Raw genomic sequence first — 16,042 nt, forward strand, 5'->3', positions numbered from 1 at the left:
CCACGCTTCGGCGTGGTTTTTTTTATTGTTTTTAGATATCTCGGACAATATATAGACCGAGGAATTAGACTCGGTATTCCTGAAACCACGGGATATCTTTCAGGGAATCACGACGAGCCATCTGCTGCAAAAAAGGTCTGAACTCATCAAATGCCGGTAAAATTTTCGCAGAGATCGCAAAGATCAAACAGTAAGCCACTTAGAGATCCGCCGCCGAGACTTTTTCGCCCAGCAGATAGGGACTGGCCTGCCCGATGCCCTGTTTCAGAAAATCAAATACGGCTGCTTCATTCCCAAAACTTAAACTTCTTCGGTTCTTTTCAATATTTTCTAGCGACACCTGTAAATTTTTTATATCGATATATTCAGTGAAGGGTCCATGACAGAAAAACATCCATTTCAAATACGCTCCACGCTTCAGATCATCCAAAGCAGGTGCCAATCCTTTGTCACGATATTTATCTGCCAGATAGATAAAAATGGCGGCCATTTCTGAAATGACGACATCCTGATCTACCAGACAGGGAACTTTTCCCATCGGATTCATCTGAGTATACGCCTGCTGATGCATATCCTCATAAGCGACTTCCACCTGCTCAATCTGGTCTTCAATCTGCAATTCTTTCAGCAAAGGCAACAAGGTCAGGCCACGTGATTGCGGGTTGTTATAGAGCTTCATCATCCTGCTTCAACCGGTTTTTTATTGTTAGAGGTTCAGTATAAAGTGATTTGCAGTCCCGATTTAAAAGGATGTGCTACAGATCATTTCTGTCGCACGGCTTTTCATCTGGGCTGATCAACGATGCAGATATTAGAAAAGATCCACGCAAAACTTTTCTTTTAATACTTTTAAAATCAGATCAATCACCACATGTTTTTGATCCTTGCGATAATTGGCATACAGTCCAATCATCGGCAAAGGTTCCAGAGTCTTTTTCACCACAATATTATCGCCGAGCAATGGAATCACGTAGGCCGGCACCAGACTCCAGCCCACCCCCATCCCTACCAGATTGACATTGAGCAGAATATTGGTGGAATACTGCACCACATTTACCTTTAATTTGGACTGCTTAAAAAAATCCTGAATCAGCTTATGTAGTTGCGGTGAGGACTGCTCATCACTAATCACAAAGTCCTGATTTTCAAAACTCTTGATACTAACATAGGGCAAGGCCGCAGCCGGGGAATCTCTCGGCACAATCAGGGTTAAAGGCTCATCAAAAATGCGAATCGAATCAAATTCACTCAACTGCCCCGGATAACGGGTAAAGGCAATGTCAATCTGTCCATTTCTTAAGGCACTAAACTGTTCTGCATCGGTCAGACTGTGAAACTGAGCTTTCAGTTCAGGAAAATGCGCGCGGATATTCAGCATGATATTAGGAAAGACTTTCATTTCCGCGACCGGCACGAAACCGATATTCAGCTGGTCCTGCTGTGCATTGGCGATCTGTCTGGCGGTCTGAATAGCGCGTTCAGCATGTTCAAGACTCAGTAAAGCTTCTTTTAAAAACGCCTGACCGGCTTCAGTCAGTCCGACCTTACGGTTATTCCGCTCCAGCAACTGCACGCCAACCTCACGTTCCAGATCCTTGATTTGCTGGCTCAGTGATGGCTGTACCGTATTTAATTTTTCCGCGGCACGGGTAAAATTCAGTTCCTGCGCCACTGTAACGAAATAACGTAAATGTCTTAATTCCATTTTATAACTCCAAACTTGCCGGGCGCTTATTTTGCTTTTTGGCAACATACTGACGATAAACCAATATCGTCACAATAACGAGTACAGCACTCAAAACATAGGTAGTTTCAAAGCCCCAATAGGCAATCAATACTCCCATGGCCACGGAACCGATGGCTAAACCCAGATCAAACAGGGTAAAGAAGGTTGAAATCGCATGTCCCATACGCTGCTTGTCGACCGACTGAATGGCCAAGGTCTGCAAACATGGGAATAGTGAACCATAACCGATGCCAATAAACACTGCCGACAATCATAATATCCATTGATTGGAAATCAGGCTGACAATCACCAGACCCATGGCAAAGAAAACAAAGGAAGGATAAATAACCGCACTTGGTCCCTTACGGTCATAAATCTTCCCGACCCAAGGTCTGACCAGCAACATGGATGCTGCAAATACAATAAAGAATACGCTGGTATAGCCCAAAAGCTGCTTGGTTTCACTAAATGCAGTAATAAAACTCATGATGCCCGAGTAGGCAAAAGCGGTTAGTAAAGCCACAAAACTTACCGCCAGAACTTTGACTTCCAGAATATCCTGCAAGCTCAAGCTGGTTTTTTCTGTGCTTATAGCTTCAGGTTTTGGTAACTCTGTGATTTTGAGCATCCAACAGAAAATGAGCCCCAAAGAAATGATAACGGCAAGAATGCCAAATAAGACTTTGAAGCTGGTGAACTGAATTACGGTCAATGCCAGCAAGGGCCCAAAAACCACACCCAGATTGGTCGACATGACGAAATAGCCCATGCCCTCACCTTTGCGCTGTTCAGGAATAAATTCATTAGCGACGGGTACTGCCACCGTGGTCAAAATACTGAACCAGATACCATGTAAAAAACGCACCAGCAACAGCGACCACATGCTATCTACCAGCAAATAACTAAAGGCAAATAAGGCAAAAATCACGCCTGCACCGCGCATCGAGATTTTCTTGCCGAGCTTTTTGATGATCATGCCGGAAAATGGCCGAACCGCAATCGAAGAGGCCAAAAATAGCGTCAGCGCCAGACCCGCTTCTTTTACCGAACCGCCCAGATCTTTCATGATGTAAATCGGCAAGATGGTCAGTAAGGCAAAATAATAAACTAACAGGAAAAAATTATTGAATAAGCACAAGATAAATGAGCGATTCCATAACCGCTCAGCGCTAACTGACATAATCACCAACTCTTAAAATTTGTAGGGAAATAGCACCAACTCAGGCTTGAACAGTGACCGGATGCAAGGCCAACTCGACCAGATTCTGGATATAGTGTTCATCTGGAATCCGGTTGAAAAAAATGATCTGGTAATGAATCGGGCCGTATAAGGTATCCAGCATCAAATCAAAAGGATAATCAGCGCGGATTTCTCCCCGTTCAATCGCTTGCTGAATCAGTTGATGGGTCTGTTGCCGACGTGGCAAGAGATATTGCTGAAAGAACTCACCTGCCAGTTCGCGGTGATTGGCAATCACTACCAGCAAAGCCCGACCGACCGGATGATTCAGCGCTTGAGATAAAGAACCGAGTTGTTGAATGAGATTGCTTTTCAGGCTTCTAGAGGTATCCAGCTCAAATACCGAAGCTGTATGCTGTTTGAAAGTGTACAGCACCAGTTCCGATTTATGTTTCCACCATCGATAAATCGTGGACTTGCCAACACCGGCACGTGCCGCTACACCTTCAATCGTCAGCTGATGATATTCACATTCTGCCAGCGCATCTGCGACCGCCTGTAAAATGCACTGCTGTCGTCGGGAACTTTTTTCGTCACTGCTCATATTTTTCTACTTAACTTTTAAGATCTAAAAATCGAAACGATACGTATCGTTTTATATTAGGGTAAAAAATAACAAAGCTCCAGTGAAAAACTGAAATTGATGCAAAAAAAAGACCTTCATATGAAGGTCTTTTCTCAATCACGATTTAACTTAACTCTGTGCAGTCTTTTTATAAATGCTGCATGAAGGATGATGATTTTCTTGCAAACGCGCGACTTTACGCTGTTCTGCTGCTTCAAAACGGCAACGTTTCCAGTCATTGTCCAGGTTCAAAGCTGGAATCTGTTTTGGTTTACCATTTTCATCCACCGCAACCATGGTGAAATAACAGCTATTGGTATGACGTACCGTTCTCTTTTGAATATTCTGGGCTTCTACACGAATCCCGATTTCCATTGAAGTACGGCCAACATGATTCACACTGGCCAGAAAGGTAACCAGCTCACCAACGTGAATCGGCTCTTTAAAATTCACCTTGTCTACAGATAAGGTCACGACATAACTACCCGAATAGCGACTTGCACACGCATACGCCACCTGATCCAATAATTTCAGAATGGTTCCACCATGAACATTTCCTGAAAAATTTGCCATATCTGGCGTCATGAGAACTGACATCGTTAACTCTGACTGGTCATCCGACACTGCTGCAATTTGATCTAAAGGGGCCATCGTTTTCTTTGAACTCTTTGAATGACAAGGTTATCGTTTATTATTATAGCGTTTTTAACATGAATAAAATGTTCAATTCGGCAAATGAAGCATCACAATTATTGATATAGAAAATGTATTCATACAGAAAAAAATATATTTAATTGCTTAAAATCTCAGTTAGAAAGTTAAGTGCCAATAAATCAACACTTATTTATCTGGGGGTTGATCACACAGCAACTGAGAATTTTTCACTGTTTTAAGCTTTGAACAAAAATAATTCAGGAAAATAGAAAGGCTCTGCGTGATTTAAAGCATCACTGGCCTGAGCATTTCCTGCGCCACGTTCTGATAACTTAAAATTTGTTGACCATCCAAGGTCGTTTCAACGGTAAAAGAACCATCCTGATGGGTCGCGGTCACTGTAAAAATATAGTGTTCGAATTGTGCCAGTTTGACCTGCTGTCCAATTTTAATATGCGTCATGATGTCTACATCTGTGTAGTGATCTTTTCAAACTGCATTCTGGCATGAACATCGATGCTTTTGAATATTTGATCAACTTAAGTATACGAATAATAATATTAAAATTTTAATTTAAGACGAATAAGGCTTATTATTTAAAACAATATACTTATAATTCAATTTGTTATATTTAAAATTAATTTTATCTTTTGCGATAATTCCGACTGACTGATACACATAGGCAATCATCTTATCTTTTATAACAATCAGTTAAGCGTTACAGCCGATGATCCTTTATCCTTTTGATTGAATATCCCTATACTGCGCTCCTGCGATATAGGGATAAACAGAAATTTCAAAAAAAAAGATTTATTGAGCTTGATGTTCATGTACCACAAACTGTGGAATGCGATGTCCTTGAGCATAATCATGTTTTTGGTAGGCTTGTGAAATTTCCATCAACTTTAACTGGGTCGCCTCGGCACCAGCCTGCATGGTGAGTTCCCTGCCACGTACATCAAAGATATGGCCTTTTTCGCGTAAGTCCGGCTGAATCACCACATCTGCATGCTTTAATTCTTCATGCGCCAGATGTTGCTGCATAATATTGATGTTCTGGTTAAATAGCCCCCAGACATTGCTGGTTTCCGTGTGAATGGGCTGTGCCAGAATATCCACCGCAATCACAATATCGGCTCCCAACTCACGTGCCACATCGACCGGCACCGGACTGACCAGACCACCATCTACATATTCTTTACCTTGAATAAGAGTCGGAATAAACATACTCGGAATCGAGACCGAAGCACGTACCGCCTGTCCGGTATTGCCATAGTTAAAGACGACTTTCTTGCCTTCTTTCAGCGCGGTTGCTACCACAAACATTGGGATTTTCATGGCTTCAAGCGGGGTTTGATCGACCTGCAAATTGACATAATCTTCAACTTTCTTGCCATCAAAAAAGCCTTTTCTGGCTAGTTTGATATCACGGACATCATTCGGTCGCATGCTGAGGGCAATATTGCGCAGTTCAATCGCCGGTTTACCACTTGCATAAATGGATCCCACAATGCTGCCCGCACTGGTTCCGACAATAAAATCTGGTTGAATACCCGCCTGTTCCAGTACTTCCAACGCACCAATATGCGCATAGCCACGAGCACCGCCACTGCCCAGAACTAAAGCAACTACCGGACGTTGCTGGGTTTGCTTGATCTTTTGAAAATCAATTTGATTCGGACGTGCCTGAGCTTCTCCGCGTTGTGCAGCAGGTTGTAGATGACTGGTCGCCGCTTGGGCTGTCATGGGGGTCATTTGGCAAGCACTTAGGCCAAATGTACCCAGTATCACCATACTCAACACATATTTCTGCATGCAGAGAATGTCCTCATTAATCTAAAGCAGCATAGTGTATAAACACATGCATAAATAGTCTGTAGAATTTCGTAAAACTGTCATACAGTTCAGCTACTTTATCTTCATTTTTCCCCATAACAATATGCCTTCAACCTCACTGTACCGGATTTTCCTGATTTTCCTGCAACTGGGCTGCATTTCATTTGGCGGTCCAGCGGCGCATCTGGTGTTTTTTCACCGAAAATTTGTGACCCAGCTGCAATGGCTGGATAACACCCAGTACAGTCAACTGGTCGCTTTGGCACAACTTTTACCCGGGCCGAGCAGCAGTCAGGTGGGGCTGTCGATCGGTTATCTGCAACGGGGCTATACTGGTGCCGTGATCGCATGGCTGGGTTTTACCCTGCCCTCAATGATTCTGATGACCTTGGTGGCGTTATTGGGTCAAAGCTATTTTCATATTTTAAACTCAAACAGCTTTCATACCATCCAGTTAATTGTATTTTCTGTAATCGCCTGGGCATTCTGGCAAATGCTGAGAAGCTTCTGTAAATCGGCTTGGCAATACGCTGTCTTAATCCTCTCGGTGGCATTACTGATAGTCGTTTCAGTGAGTTTTAATCAGATTCTGGTCATTATACTGGGCGCAATCTGTGGACTCTTGGCTGGACATTTTTCCCACTCAGATTTGAAACCCAAAGAAATTAACAAAACGGCAATCAGCTCGCCTTATATTCGATCTGCCGCTGCGCCCTATTGGCTGTTGGCATTTATCCTACCATTTTTGCTGCTGCCCTTAGCTGGAAAATTATGGGGTGAATCGGAGCTGCAATTTTTTTCCAATTTCTATCAGACTGGCTCGCTGGTGTTTGGTGGTGGTCATGTGATTTTGCCTTTATTGCATCAGGATTTTGTCACGACTAGTTTGGTGAGTGCCCAATCTTTTGATCTTGGCTATGCATTTGCCCAGCTCATGCCTGGACCTTTATTCAGTTTTGCCAGTTATATTGGTGCTTTGCTGCCTTGGACGCCTTATGTCTGGCTAAATACACTGTTAGCAACCTGTGCAATCTTTTTACCTTCATTTTTTCTGATCTTTGCTACCTTGCCCTACTGGTCATGGTTGATGCAGCAGCGCCATATTCATCAGGCGGTGATGGGCATCAATGCTGCGGTGGTGGGGCTATTGCTGTATTTATTGCTGGATCTTTCACAACGTTATTTTAGTTATGGCTCCGACCTGGTTTTTGTCGCGGTGATGATTGCCCTGCTACGCTCAAAACTACCGGTCTGGTTCAGCCTGATTTTGGGCTTTGTGCTTTATCAAAGTTATTTAAATTTCTTCTAAAGAAAACTTTGGCACAAAAAAGCCCCGAATGATCGGGGCTTTTTACTTCAAGTCTTACCAGATATCTGATTTGACCTTGTCTTTAAATTTAGGATGGTTATCCAGTTTAAATTCAGGCTCTTTCACACCACGCTTCAACTGACCGGTATAGTCTTTGAGTAGCATCAGCAGGAATGGCATCAGCAACAGGATCGCAATCAAGTTGATACTTGCCATGACACCCATGAACAGATCTGCCATATTCCAGATCAACGGCACACTGGCTATGGAACCGAAATACACCATGACCAATACAAATAAGCGGAAAATCAACATCACCCGGCTATTGTTATTGATGAACTGAACGTTTCCTTCGGCATAGGCATAGTTACCAATAATCGAAGAATAGGCAAACAGGAACAGAATCAAAGCCAGGAAGTCATCGCCCCAAGCACCAATCTGGCTTTCAAGCGCCATCTGGGTCAAGGTCACGCCTTCAAAGCCTGCATTTTCATACAGTCCTGAGACCAGAATAATAATCGCGGTACATGAACACACCACAAAGGTATCTACAAATACCCCGAGCATCTGTACCAGACCCTGGTTGACCGGATGTTTGACATCCGAGGCTGCAGCGGCGTTCGGTGCCGACCCCATCCCTGCCTCGTTAGAGAACAGACCACGCTTGATGCCCATCATCATCGCCATAGATACCATGGCGCCAAAGAATCCACCAGCGGCGGCTTCAAATTCAAAGGCTTTACTGAAAATGAGCTGGAAGATGGATGGGAGCAGATCGTAATTGATGACTGCAATATACAAAGCTACCGCCAGATAAAGCACAGCCATAAACGGTACAAAGCTTTCAGCAACTTTTGCAATCCGTTTAATTCCGCCAAAAATGATCACCGCAGTCATCAAGACCAGAAACAATCCGACCCAGGAAATTTCCAGATTCAGGCCGCCTAATGGCAAGATCAGATTCGCCTGATCCCAGCCCCAGGCATGAGAGGTTGCTCCGGTAATGGCATTGGCCTGAACTGCATTGAAGACAAAACCATAAGTCGTGATCAATGCAATCGCAAAGACAATCCCGAGCCATTTCTGTTTCAGGCCTTGAGTAATGTAATAAGCTGGACCACCACGGAATTGCTGGTTTTTGTTATCTCGCACCTTAAACAACTGTGCCAAAGAGGATTCAACAAAAGCAGAACTCATGCCCAAAAAGGCAGTAAACCACATCCAGAACACGGCACCGGGGCCACCAATCGCAATCGCAATGGCGACACCCGCGACATTGCCCACACCGACCCGGCTTGCCAGTCCAGTGACAAAGGCCTGAAACGGGGTAATGCCGTGCGTATCCTGAACCTTGCCACGGCTATTTTTCATGACTTTCATGCTGTGCCAGAACAAACGAATTTGTACTGCACCAGTCATGATCGTGTAGAAAATACCGACTGCGACCAGAAACACCACCAGAAAATCCCATAAAGGGCCATTCAGGGCATTAATCCAGCCGAGTAAGGTTTCATTTAACTGATCATTCATGTCACATCCTTATGAGCCTATGACTCATCGTATCAGGCATAAAAATTATGCAAAAAACTTCAAAATCATCTGAATAACAGTAGCATTGATTAAGTCAACGAAGAACGCACCACATAATGGAACAATCAGGAAGGCCTTATGCGACGCACCATACATATTGGTAATCGCCTGCATATTGGCAACCGCTGTTGGCGTTGCGCCCATACCGAAACCACAATGACCTGCTGCAAGTACCGCAGCATCGTAGTTTTTGCCCATGATGCGGAAAGTGACGAAAGCTGCATACAAAGCCATGGTGATGGTTTGCGCACCCAGAATCACCATGAGTGGTCCTGCAAGGTCAGCTAATTGCCATAATTTCAATGATAACAATGCCATCGCCAAGTACAGCGACAATGAAGCATTACCGAACACATCAATCGCGCGATCGAAAATCTGAACTTTGAAAATACCTTCCAGTACATTACGCAGAATGACACCACCCGCCAATGCCCAGACAAATGTTGGCAGTTCAAACGCAGTACCTTTACTGAAACCCGTCATAAACTCTGCAAAAGCCAAACAACCTGCGAACAGGCCCAAGGTCGTGATTGCATTATCAGCGGTAATTAAACGCACCTGATGCGGATATTCAAATGGAATATATTCGGTCGAGTTGATATCCATTGGCGTGCTATCACGCTTTTCGATTTGTTGATCCGTACGTGCAATTGCGAGATTATGACGGTTAATCAGCAGTTTTGCTAAAGGACCACCAATAATCCCACCGATAATCAGACCAAAAGTAGCACTGGCCATCCCCAGTGCAAGCGCCCCCTGAATGCCATGTTCAACCTCAAAAATCTCGCCCCATGCACCTGCAGTACCATGACCACCGGTTAAGGTAATTGAACCTGCAATCAGGCCAATCAACGGGTCAATACCCAATAATGTTGCCAGACTCATGCCGACCGCATTTTGCAAAATAATGAAAGCCGAAACAGCAAACAGGAAAATAACCAGACCGATCCCACCTTCACGCAACTTGGAAAAGTTGGCACTCAGACCGATCGAGGCAAAGAAGATCAGCATAAAACTGGTTTGTAGCTCTGAACTGGTGGTGATGCTGTATCCCCACAGTGAATGCACCAGTAATGAGATAATCGCAGCAACCAAACCGCCTGCAACCGGCTCAGGAATATTGTAGCGCTTTAAAAAATCGATTTTATTAACCAGGAATCGGCCGAGTAACAAAACAATGACTGCGGCAATCAAGGTATAAAATGCGTTAAAAGTAAAATCCATAATTTTTTGCCCAAGATGATTTTGAATTTTTTATTTTTCTAAAAGTTATGGAGTGCGCTAGATTTCTAGCTCGCTCATTAGATGTTCATCTGGAAATATCCTGATTTGATCTATCACCTTTAGAAAAACAAACCGATTTATCATCTCTTTCAAACTTATGAATATCATCATCACGATCATATTCAACAAATGAGAGATTTATAAAAGCAACACCTTTTCTATTCCGATACTCAGTCTGTTGTAAAATTGCAGACAATTTTCAAACAGATGCGCATGCTGGTAAAAAAACTGTGTTTTAAGCTCAAAAAAAACATTCAGTGCTTGATGAGTGCTTTCAACCTAAAGACTTCATTCAAGCCATCTGGAATCGCGTTATTTAAAACAGATCTTAATCACGAAATGCATGAATTAAGATGAAAAGTCGTACATTATGCTGTTTCTTCGTATCAGGTTTTATTTCTTTTTATTAGCAATAGTTAATTTACCTATAAAAAATAATTATAAATTCTCATTTTTATATGAAGATTAATCTATATTTTAATTCAAAAAAAATATTAATCTTTTACTCGACACAAAATGAAACAGGGATCTTGAAATTAAATTATCTTGATTTTCAGTCAAAATAAACCAGTTCTCTGTGTGAAATTGTTATTGTTGAATGGTTCAAGCACTTGGGTTTTAAGCCATTTTTTAAATCAAAGACCAACTTTATGACTAAATCCATTGCTATCACTTAGGCGATTTATGCTCAGCTAAAAGAATGCGAAATTTCATTATTCAAGTCATTTTGCTGATAAATTGTTTTTTCAGCTGGCGAAGAATTAAATTTTCCTATCCTCCGTTCTGTTTGTTTAGTTTATAGTCATTGCAAACTCAATAAGGATATTCGACTGGACCCCATAATGGATCAAAATCTTGTTCATGCTGTAGATCACACCATCACTTCTCGCCATTCAGTGCGTGCTTTTTTAAATACCCCCGTTAGTACAGACACCTTAAAAGAGATTCTGGCGGTGGCCAGCCGCGCACCTTCAGGAACCAATACCCAACCCTGGAAAGTGTATGTGGTAACAGGTAAAAAGCGTGATGAACTCGTGCAGCAGGTTTGTCAGGCACAAATGCAAATCTATGCAAATCCGGAATTGTCGCAGCAGTATCAGGAAACTTTTGCCTATTATCCTGAACAATGGATCTCGCCATTTATTGAACGTCGTCGTGAAAATGGCTGGGGTTTATATGGCTTGCTGAATATTCAGAAAGGCGAAAAGGAAAAAATGGCGCGTCAGCAGCTGCGTAATTTTGAATTATTTGATGCGCCTGTCGGCCTGTTCTTTACCGTCCATCGTTCTTTGGCGATTGGTTCCAAAATGGATGTTTCCATGATGATCCAGAATGTCATGCTGGCAGCAAAAGCCCGCGGTCTGGACACCTGTCCGCAGGCTGCCTGGAATCATTTTCATCCGATCGTGCTTGATCTGGTCGGCGCACCTGATGATGAAGAGCTGGTCTGCGGTATGGCACTGGGTTATGCCGACCCAGAGCAGATTATTAACAGCTTTATTACCCCGCGTGTTCCCGTAGAGGAATTTGCCGTATTTATCGATGAGTGATGCAAGCAGGGCTAAGCCAACTTGCTTAGCCCTCTGCTCAATCCAGCATTTTTAATATATTAGAGAACGCCCAGCATCTATGCATTTTTCAAGATTGGCATCTTGATTTTAAAAATCGCCCAAGCGGAAATACCTACAAAAACCAGCATGATCAATGCCATATTTAATAAGGCATGCCAGATCAGAAAATTCAGTAATACACCGCCCAATAAGCCACAGACAAATTGCATACTGCCCATAATCGCACTGGCGGTTCCCGCCCGCTCGCCCTGTTCAGCCATTGCCAGAGCCATGGCATTCGGACCAGTAAACCCGATAGATGCCACCACAATAAACATGCCTAACAACACCCAGAACACAGAATCGACGTCCAGACAGCCCAGCAAGATTAACCCTAATACACCGGTAAACTGCAGACAGGTGCCGATTTTCAAGCGCTGTAATATCGAGAATCGCCCAGCCAGACGTTTATTCAAGGTCGAAAACAGCATGATCCCGAAGGCATTGGCACCAAAGGCATAAGCAAACTGCTGCTCAGTCAGCTGATAACGATCCATCAGAATGGTAGAAGAAGCACTGATATAACAGAACATCACTGCACCGGAAAAACAGCCAGCATAGAGCGGGCGTCGAAAGCTTGGATCCTGAAAAATAGTACGGTACAAACTTAATACCTGCTGGAAGTTCAGCTTGAGACGACGTTCTGGCTCCAGGGTTTCTTTAAATAGAAAATGTACACAGGCCAGACTCAACAGACCGCAGCCCATCAGCACCAAGAAGATCACATTCCATTCATAAAACATCAATACCTAGGCCCCCAGACTCGGAGCGATGATTGGTGCAATCGCAGTCACAATCATCATGCTGGCAAAGGCCTGAGCTGCTGAATGCATATCCAGGCGATCACGAATTGCAGCATGTGCCATGACCACCCCGACACAGCCACCTAAGGCTTGCAGAATCCGTGCAGCGATCAGACTCCATTCATCCTGCGCAAAGACACACAGCAAACTTGCCACAATGTATAAACACAGCCCAAAATACAGTGGCGGTTTACGCCCAATCCGGTCACTGATCGGACCATAAATCAGTTGCCCGATCGCCAGACCGAAGAAATAAGCCGGCAGGCTGTTAGAAACCATCTGGGTGCTGACACCAAAATCTGCTGCCATGGCCGGCAAGGCCGAAAGATACATATCAATGGATAAAGGCCCGAGTGCACTCAGTGTTGCCAGCAAAATAATCCAAGACATGGCATAAGGTTGTTGTACTATTTTATTCGATGTCATAAGCATGAAGATTTAAAGCGCTAATATGCAGACAAATTAACACAGTGCATAGTATGATTTAGCCTGAAATGAAGATTTATAAATATACTATTTTCATTAGCCTATTCAGATTCAGCTCTAAGACTGCAGTATAAAGGACGACCTTTGAAATCTTGGCTCACTCGTCTCAAGCAAACCACCTATAATACGACCTTGATGTATAACCTGCGCATGATGACGGCATTTGCAGGTACCGCCTTTGTTCCCTATTTTATGGGACAACAATTGATGACGATTCCACTGACTTTAGGCGTGGTCGCAGCCGGTTTAAGTGATATTGATGACCGCTTTTCGGTGCGGATTTTAAATCTGCTGTATACCTACATTGGCTTCTTTATTACCGCAGTGGGCGTATATCTGCTCTTTCCTTATCCCCTGCTATTTGCCTTGGCCTTAATTGTGTCCTGTATTGCCCTGATTTTGCTGGGTTCACTAGGGCGACGCTATGCCACGATTTCTTACGGCTGTCTGGTGATTTCCGTTTATTCCATGCTCGGGGTAGAGCTGTTTGATGAATGGTATAAACAGGCTGGTTTATTGGTCATCGGCGCGATGTGGTACGGTCTGCTGTCGACCCTCAGTTTCCTGATCTTCCCTGCCCGGTTGGCGCAAGACAAGCTTGCCATTTCCTATTCTGCGCTCGGTGACTTTTTATATGCCAAGTCCAATCTGTTTGATGTGGACATGACCCCGAAAAGCTATCAACAAAGCATGATTGAACTCTCGCTGGAAAATGGCAAACTGATTGCGATTTTTAATGAAATGAAAACTGCCCTTTTGACTCGCCTGAAAGGCGACCGTGGGCAAAAAGATACCCGTCGCAGCCTGCAATATTATTTTGTGGCGCAGGATATTCATGAACGTGCCGATTCAGCGCATATTGATTATCAGAAACTGACCAAGATTTTCCAGCATAGCGATATCCTGTTCCGCTTCCAGCGCATTATGTCAATTCAGGGCAAAGCCTGTAAGGACCTGAGTGAAAGTTTGCTAATGCGCAAACCCTATGTGCATAACCAGCGCTTTAAGCATACCTTTGACAACCTGAGACAGTCTCTGGATAAGTTACGTCAGGAGCAGCAGTATGATCAGGTCTGGATTAGCGCCCTGTTTGCGTTGTTTCAAAACCTGAAATCGATTGATGCCCAGTTACGCAACCTGGAAACCGAGCAAAGTATCAAATCCGAGCGTTTCAAACATATCGAAAACCAGCTCAGAGATGATGACCTGAAAGGCTGGGATGATATCAAGATTCGGATTAAGCAGCATTTGACACCCGAGTCGGTACTGTTCCGGCATGCCATTCGCCTGTCGATTGTGCTGCTGATCAGCTATATCTTCGTACAGGTCAGCAATATTGAATATGGTTACTGGATTTTATTAACGGCACTCTTTGTCAGCCAGCCGAACTTTAACGCCACCAAACGGCGTTTACGTCTGCGTATTGTCGGTACGTTGGTCGGTATTATTCTCGGTTATGCCATTCTGTATTTTGTGCCTTCCATCGAAGGACAATTATTACTTCTGGTATTGAGCGGGATTCTGTTCTTTGAATTACGCAGTAAACAGTATGCCCAAGCCACTGCCTTTATCACGATTTTAGCCCTAATCAACTTCAATCTGGATGGTATGGGCTATGCTGCGGCCATCCCGCGTATGATTGACACCCTGATTGGCTGTGCGATTGCCTGGTTTGGCGTCAGCTTTATTTTTCCAGACTGGAAGTTCCGGCGTTTGCCGCGAAGTATCAAACGCAGCCTGCAGGCAGAAGCAGATTATTTGAGTGAAGTAATCGAGCAGTATAAATCAGGACGTAATAATGGCCTGAAATATCGGATTGTGCGCCGTGCGGCCCATAATACCGATGCCGAGGTGGCTTCACTAATTTCGACACTGGCCACTGAACCGGATATTGATCCGGTACAAAAATCGCTAGCCTTTGAGTTCCTTTGTCTGAACCATACTTTTATCAGTTATATTGCTGCACTGGGCGCACACCGGGAAAAAATTGAAGATCAGGACATTCTGAATTTACTAGACAAAGCACTTGAGAACATTCGTGGTGCATTGCTAAGAGATGAAATGCCCGATTTAAGTGCGCAAAATATGATTGCCCATATTCGCCAGCGCCTGGCTCAAGATCAGGAGCAAGATCAGAAATCCCTGATCATTTTGCAGCAACTGTCTTTAATGTTCAGCATTTTAAAGCAGTTGAGCCAACTGAAACAAAGTTTGAGTCATGAGCGTGATGAACAGGCAACTGAATTAGGTTCATTATAATTTGGCTGATTTTGGAACAATATACTCACTGAATTGGTACAATTAGTGCTAAACTTTTTACAGTTTAAAATCTGCTAATTTCATTATGACCGCGAAAAATTTATACGCTTATACCCTACAGCCTGTGAACTATGAAATTTCAGAAGCCGAGCAGCGTCATGCTCAGCTGGTGATCTGGCGTAGTACCAATAAAATTGGCATGAAAGCATGGCTGATCATGGGTGCTGTTGTTGCACTTTCTATTCTGGGCATTCTGCTCCTGAAGAACTATTCTACCGTGTTCTGCTGGGTGGCCATTGTCTGTGTGGTGTTGTATTACCTGATCCGTACCTTTGGTCTGGAATGGTATGTTAAACGCAAGATGAATGAATTTCCGGTACAGGAAATCAAAGGTGTTCGCCTGGGCGTGCAACCGCATGGTATCGTGATGCGCCAGAAAATGGGCATGCAGGAAGGTGTTGGCGCGATTAGCTGGAAAGACATCTATGAATGGTACAACACACCAGAATTCATGTTGGTCAATTTCAAAGTAAAAGGCCAGCAAGGCGCCTATATCCTGCCGAAACGTCTGGACAGCAAAAACTTCTCTTTCGCTACGATTCGCAAGCATCTGGAAGCAGAAGTCGGCGCAGCAAAACAAATCTAAACTGTTCTTTCTTCAGTGAAAAACCTCCTGCCCC

Annotated in this window: 11 protein-coding genes and 3 pseudogenes; 4 read left to right on the plus strand and 10 right to left on the minus strand. The window is 43.8% G+C overall.

The features are described from left to right. Positions 1–64 precede the first annotated feature (64 nt). The 7 genes and pseudogenes from F890_RS05150 to F890_RS05175 form a co-directional block, all read right to left on the minus strand. A pseudogene (locus tag F890_RS05150) lies at positions 65–679 on the minus strand (glutathione S-transferase family protein). Positions 680–811: 132 nt separating this feature from the next. After that, positions 812–1,705, minus strand: coding sequence for a LysR substrate-binding domain-containing protein (locus F890_RS05155; protein ID WP_005265923.1), 894 nt, complete (start codon positions 1,703–1,705; stop codon positions 812–814). A gap of 1 nt (position 1,706) precedes the next feature. After that, positions 1,707–2,906: pseudogene (locus F890_RS05160) on the minus strand (MFS transporter). A gap of 40 nt (positions 2,907–2,946) precedes the next feature. Then, on the minus strand, positions 2,947–3,510 hold the full coding sequence (locus F890_RS05165) for a TetR/AcrR family transcriptional regulator (protein ID WP_005265926.1): 564 nt from the start codon (positions 3,508–3,510) through the stop codon (positions 2,947–2,949). 150 nt (positions 3,511–3,660) lie between these two features. Continuing rightward, on the minus strand, positions 3,661–4,182 hold the full coding sequence (locus F890_RS05170; protein ID WP_004280680.1) for an acyl-CoA thioesterase: 522 nt from the start codon (positions 4,180–4,182) through the stop codon (positions 3,661–3,663). A 288-nt stretch (positions 4,183–4,470) separates the two neighbouring features. Continuing rightward, the gene (locus F890_RS18730; protein WP_005265927.1) at positions 4,471–4,647 is read right to left on the minus strand and encodes a hypothetical protein; all 177 of its coding nucleotides are present in this window, start codon (positions 4,645–4,647) and stop codon (positions 4,471–4,473) included. Between the two features lie 348 nt (positions 4,648–4,995). Beyond that, positions 4,996–6,000, minus strand: coding sequence for a patatin-like phospholipase family protein (locus F890_RS05175; protein WP_005265929.1), 1,005 nt, complete (start codon positions 5,998–6,000; stop codon positions 4,996–4,998). A gap of 124 nt (positions 6,001–6,124) precedes the next feature. Between F890_RS05175 and chrA the strand changes: the two genes are divergently transcribed. Further along, positions 6,125–7,330 carry a chromate efflux transporter gene (gene chrA / locus F890_RS05180; protein WP_005265930.1) on the plus strand — a complete coding sequence of 402 codons (1,206 nt, stop codon included), beginning with the start codon at positions 6,125–6,127 and terminating at the stop codon, positions 7,328–7,330. A gap of 54 nt (positions 7,331–7,384) precedes the next feature. Here the strand turns inward: chrA and F890_RS05185 are convergent, their stop codons facing one another. Both F890_RS05185 and gltS read right to left on the minus strand, forming a co-directional pair. Beyond that, entirely contained in the window at positions 7,385–8,860 is a 1,476-nt protein-coding gene (locus tag F890_RS05185) for an alanine/glycine:cation symporter family protein (protein WP_004731963.1), read from the minus strand. Positions 8,861–8,905: 45 nt separating this feature from the next. Then, entirely contained in the window at positions 8,906–10,144 is a 1,239-nt protein-coding gene (gltS, locus tag F890_RS05190) for a sodium/glutamate symporter (RefSeq protein WP_005265931.1), read from the minus strand. A gap of 902 nt (positions 10,145–11,046) precedes the next feature. Here gltS and F890_RS05195 point away from each other — a divergent pair. Further along, positions 11,047–11,754 (plus strand): nitroreductase, encoded by a 708-nt coding sequence (locus F890_RS05195; protein WP_004280692.1) that lies wholly within the window; start codon positions 11,047–11,049, stop codon positions 11,752–11,754. 77 nt (positions 11,755–11,831) lie between these two features. Here F890_RS05195 and F890_RS05200 read toward each other — a convergent pair. After that, positions 11,832–13,049: pseudogene (locus F890_RS05200) on the minus strand (multidrug effflux MFS transporter). Between the two features lie 138 nt (positions 13,050–13,187). On the opposite strand from F890_RS05200, the gene yccS reads away from it, so the two are divergent. Both yccS and F890_RS05210 read left to right on the plus strand, forming a co-directional pair. After that, positions 13,188–15,362, plus strand: a complete 2,175-nt coding sequence (gene yccS, locus F890_RS05205) for a YccS family putative transporter (RefSeq protein WP_005265935.1) — start codon at positions 13,188–13,190, stop codon at positions 15,360–15,362. Positions 15,363–15,447: 85 nt separating this feature from the next. Next, entirely contained in the window at positions 15,448–16,008 is a 561-nt protein-coding gene (locus tag F890_RS05210; protein ID WP_004280696.1) for a YcxB family protein, read from the plus strand. Positions 16,009–16,042 lie beyond the last annotated feature (34 nt).

The sequence above is a fragment of the Acinetobacter sp. CIP 64.7 genome, assembly GCF_000369745.1.
In the GTDB taxonomy this organism is placed as follows: domain Bacteria; phylum Pseudomonadota; class Gammaproteobacteria; order Pseudomonadales; family Moraxellaceae; genus Acinetobacter; species Acinetobacter fasciculus.

What these genes read in the sequence shown, in the direction of transcription:
- F890_RS05155 (WP_005265923.1), bottom strand. Translation starts at nt 1,705, where the DNA reads ATGGAATTAAGACATTTACGTTATTTCGTTACAGTGGCGCAGGAACTG.
- F890_RS05165 (WP_005265926.1), bottom strand. Translation starts at nt 3,510, where the DNA reads ATGAGCAGTGACGAAAAAAGTTCCCGACGACAGCAGTGCATTTTACAG.
- F890_RS05170 (WP_004280680.1), bottom strand. Translation starts at nt 4,182, where the DNA reads ATGGCCCCTTTAGATCAAATTGCAGCAGTGTCGGATGACCAGTCAGAG.
- F890_RS18730 (WP_005265927.1), bottom strand. Translation starts at nt 4,647, where the DNA reads ATGACGCATATTAAAATTGGACAGCAGGTCAAACTGGCACAATTCGAA.
- F890_RS05175 (WP_005265929.1), bottom strand. Translation starts at nt 6,000, where the DNA reads ATGCAGAAATATGTGTTGAGTATGGTGATACTGGGTACATTTGGCCTA.
- chrA (WP_005265930.1), top strand. Translation starts at nt 6,125, where the DNA reads ATGCCTTCAACCTCACTGTACCGGATTTTCCTGATTTTCCTGCAACTG.
- F890_RS05185 (WP_004731963.1), bottom strand. Translation starts at nt 8,860, where the DNA reads ATGAATGATCAGTTAAATGAAACCTTACTCGGCTGGATTAATGCCCTG.
- gltS (WP_005265931.1), bottom strand. Translation starts at nt 10,144, where the DNA reads ATGGATTTTACTTTTAACGCATTTTATACCTTGATTGCCGCAGTCATT.
- F890_RS05195 (WP_004280692.1), top strand. Translation starts at nt 11,047, where the DNA reads ATGGATCAAAATCTTGTTCATGCTGTAGATCACACCATCACTTCTCGC.
- F890_RS05210 (WP_004280696.1), top strand. Translation starts at nt 15,448, where the DNA reads ATGACCGCGAAAAATTTATACGCTTATACCCTACAGCCTGTGAACTAT.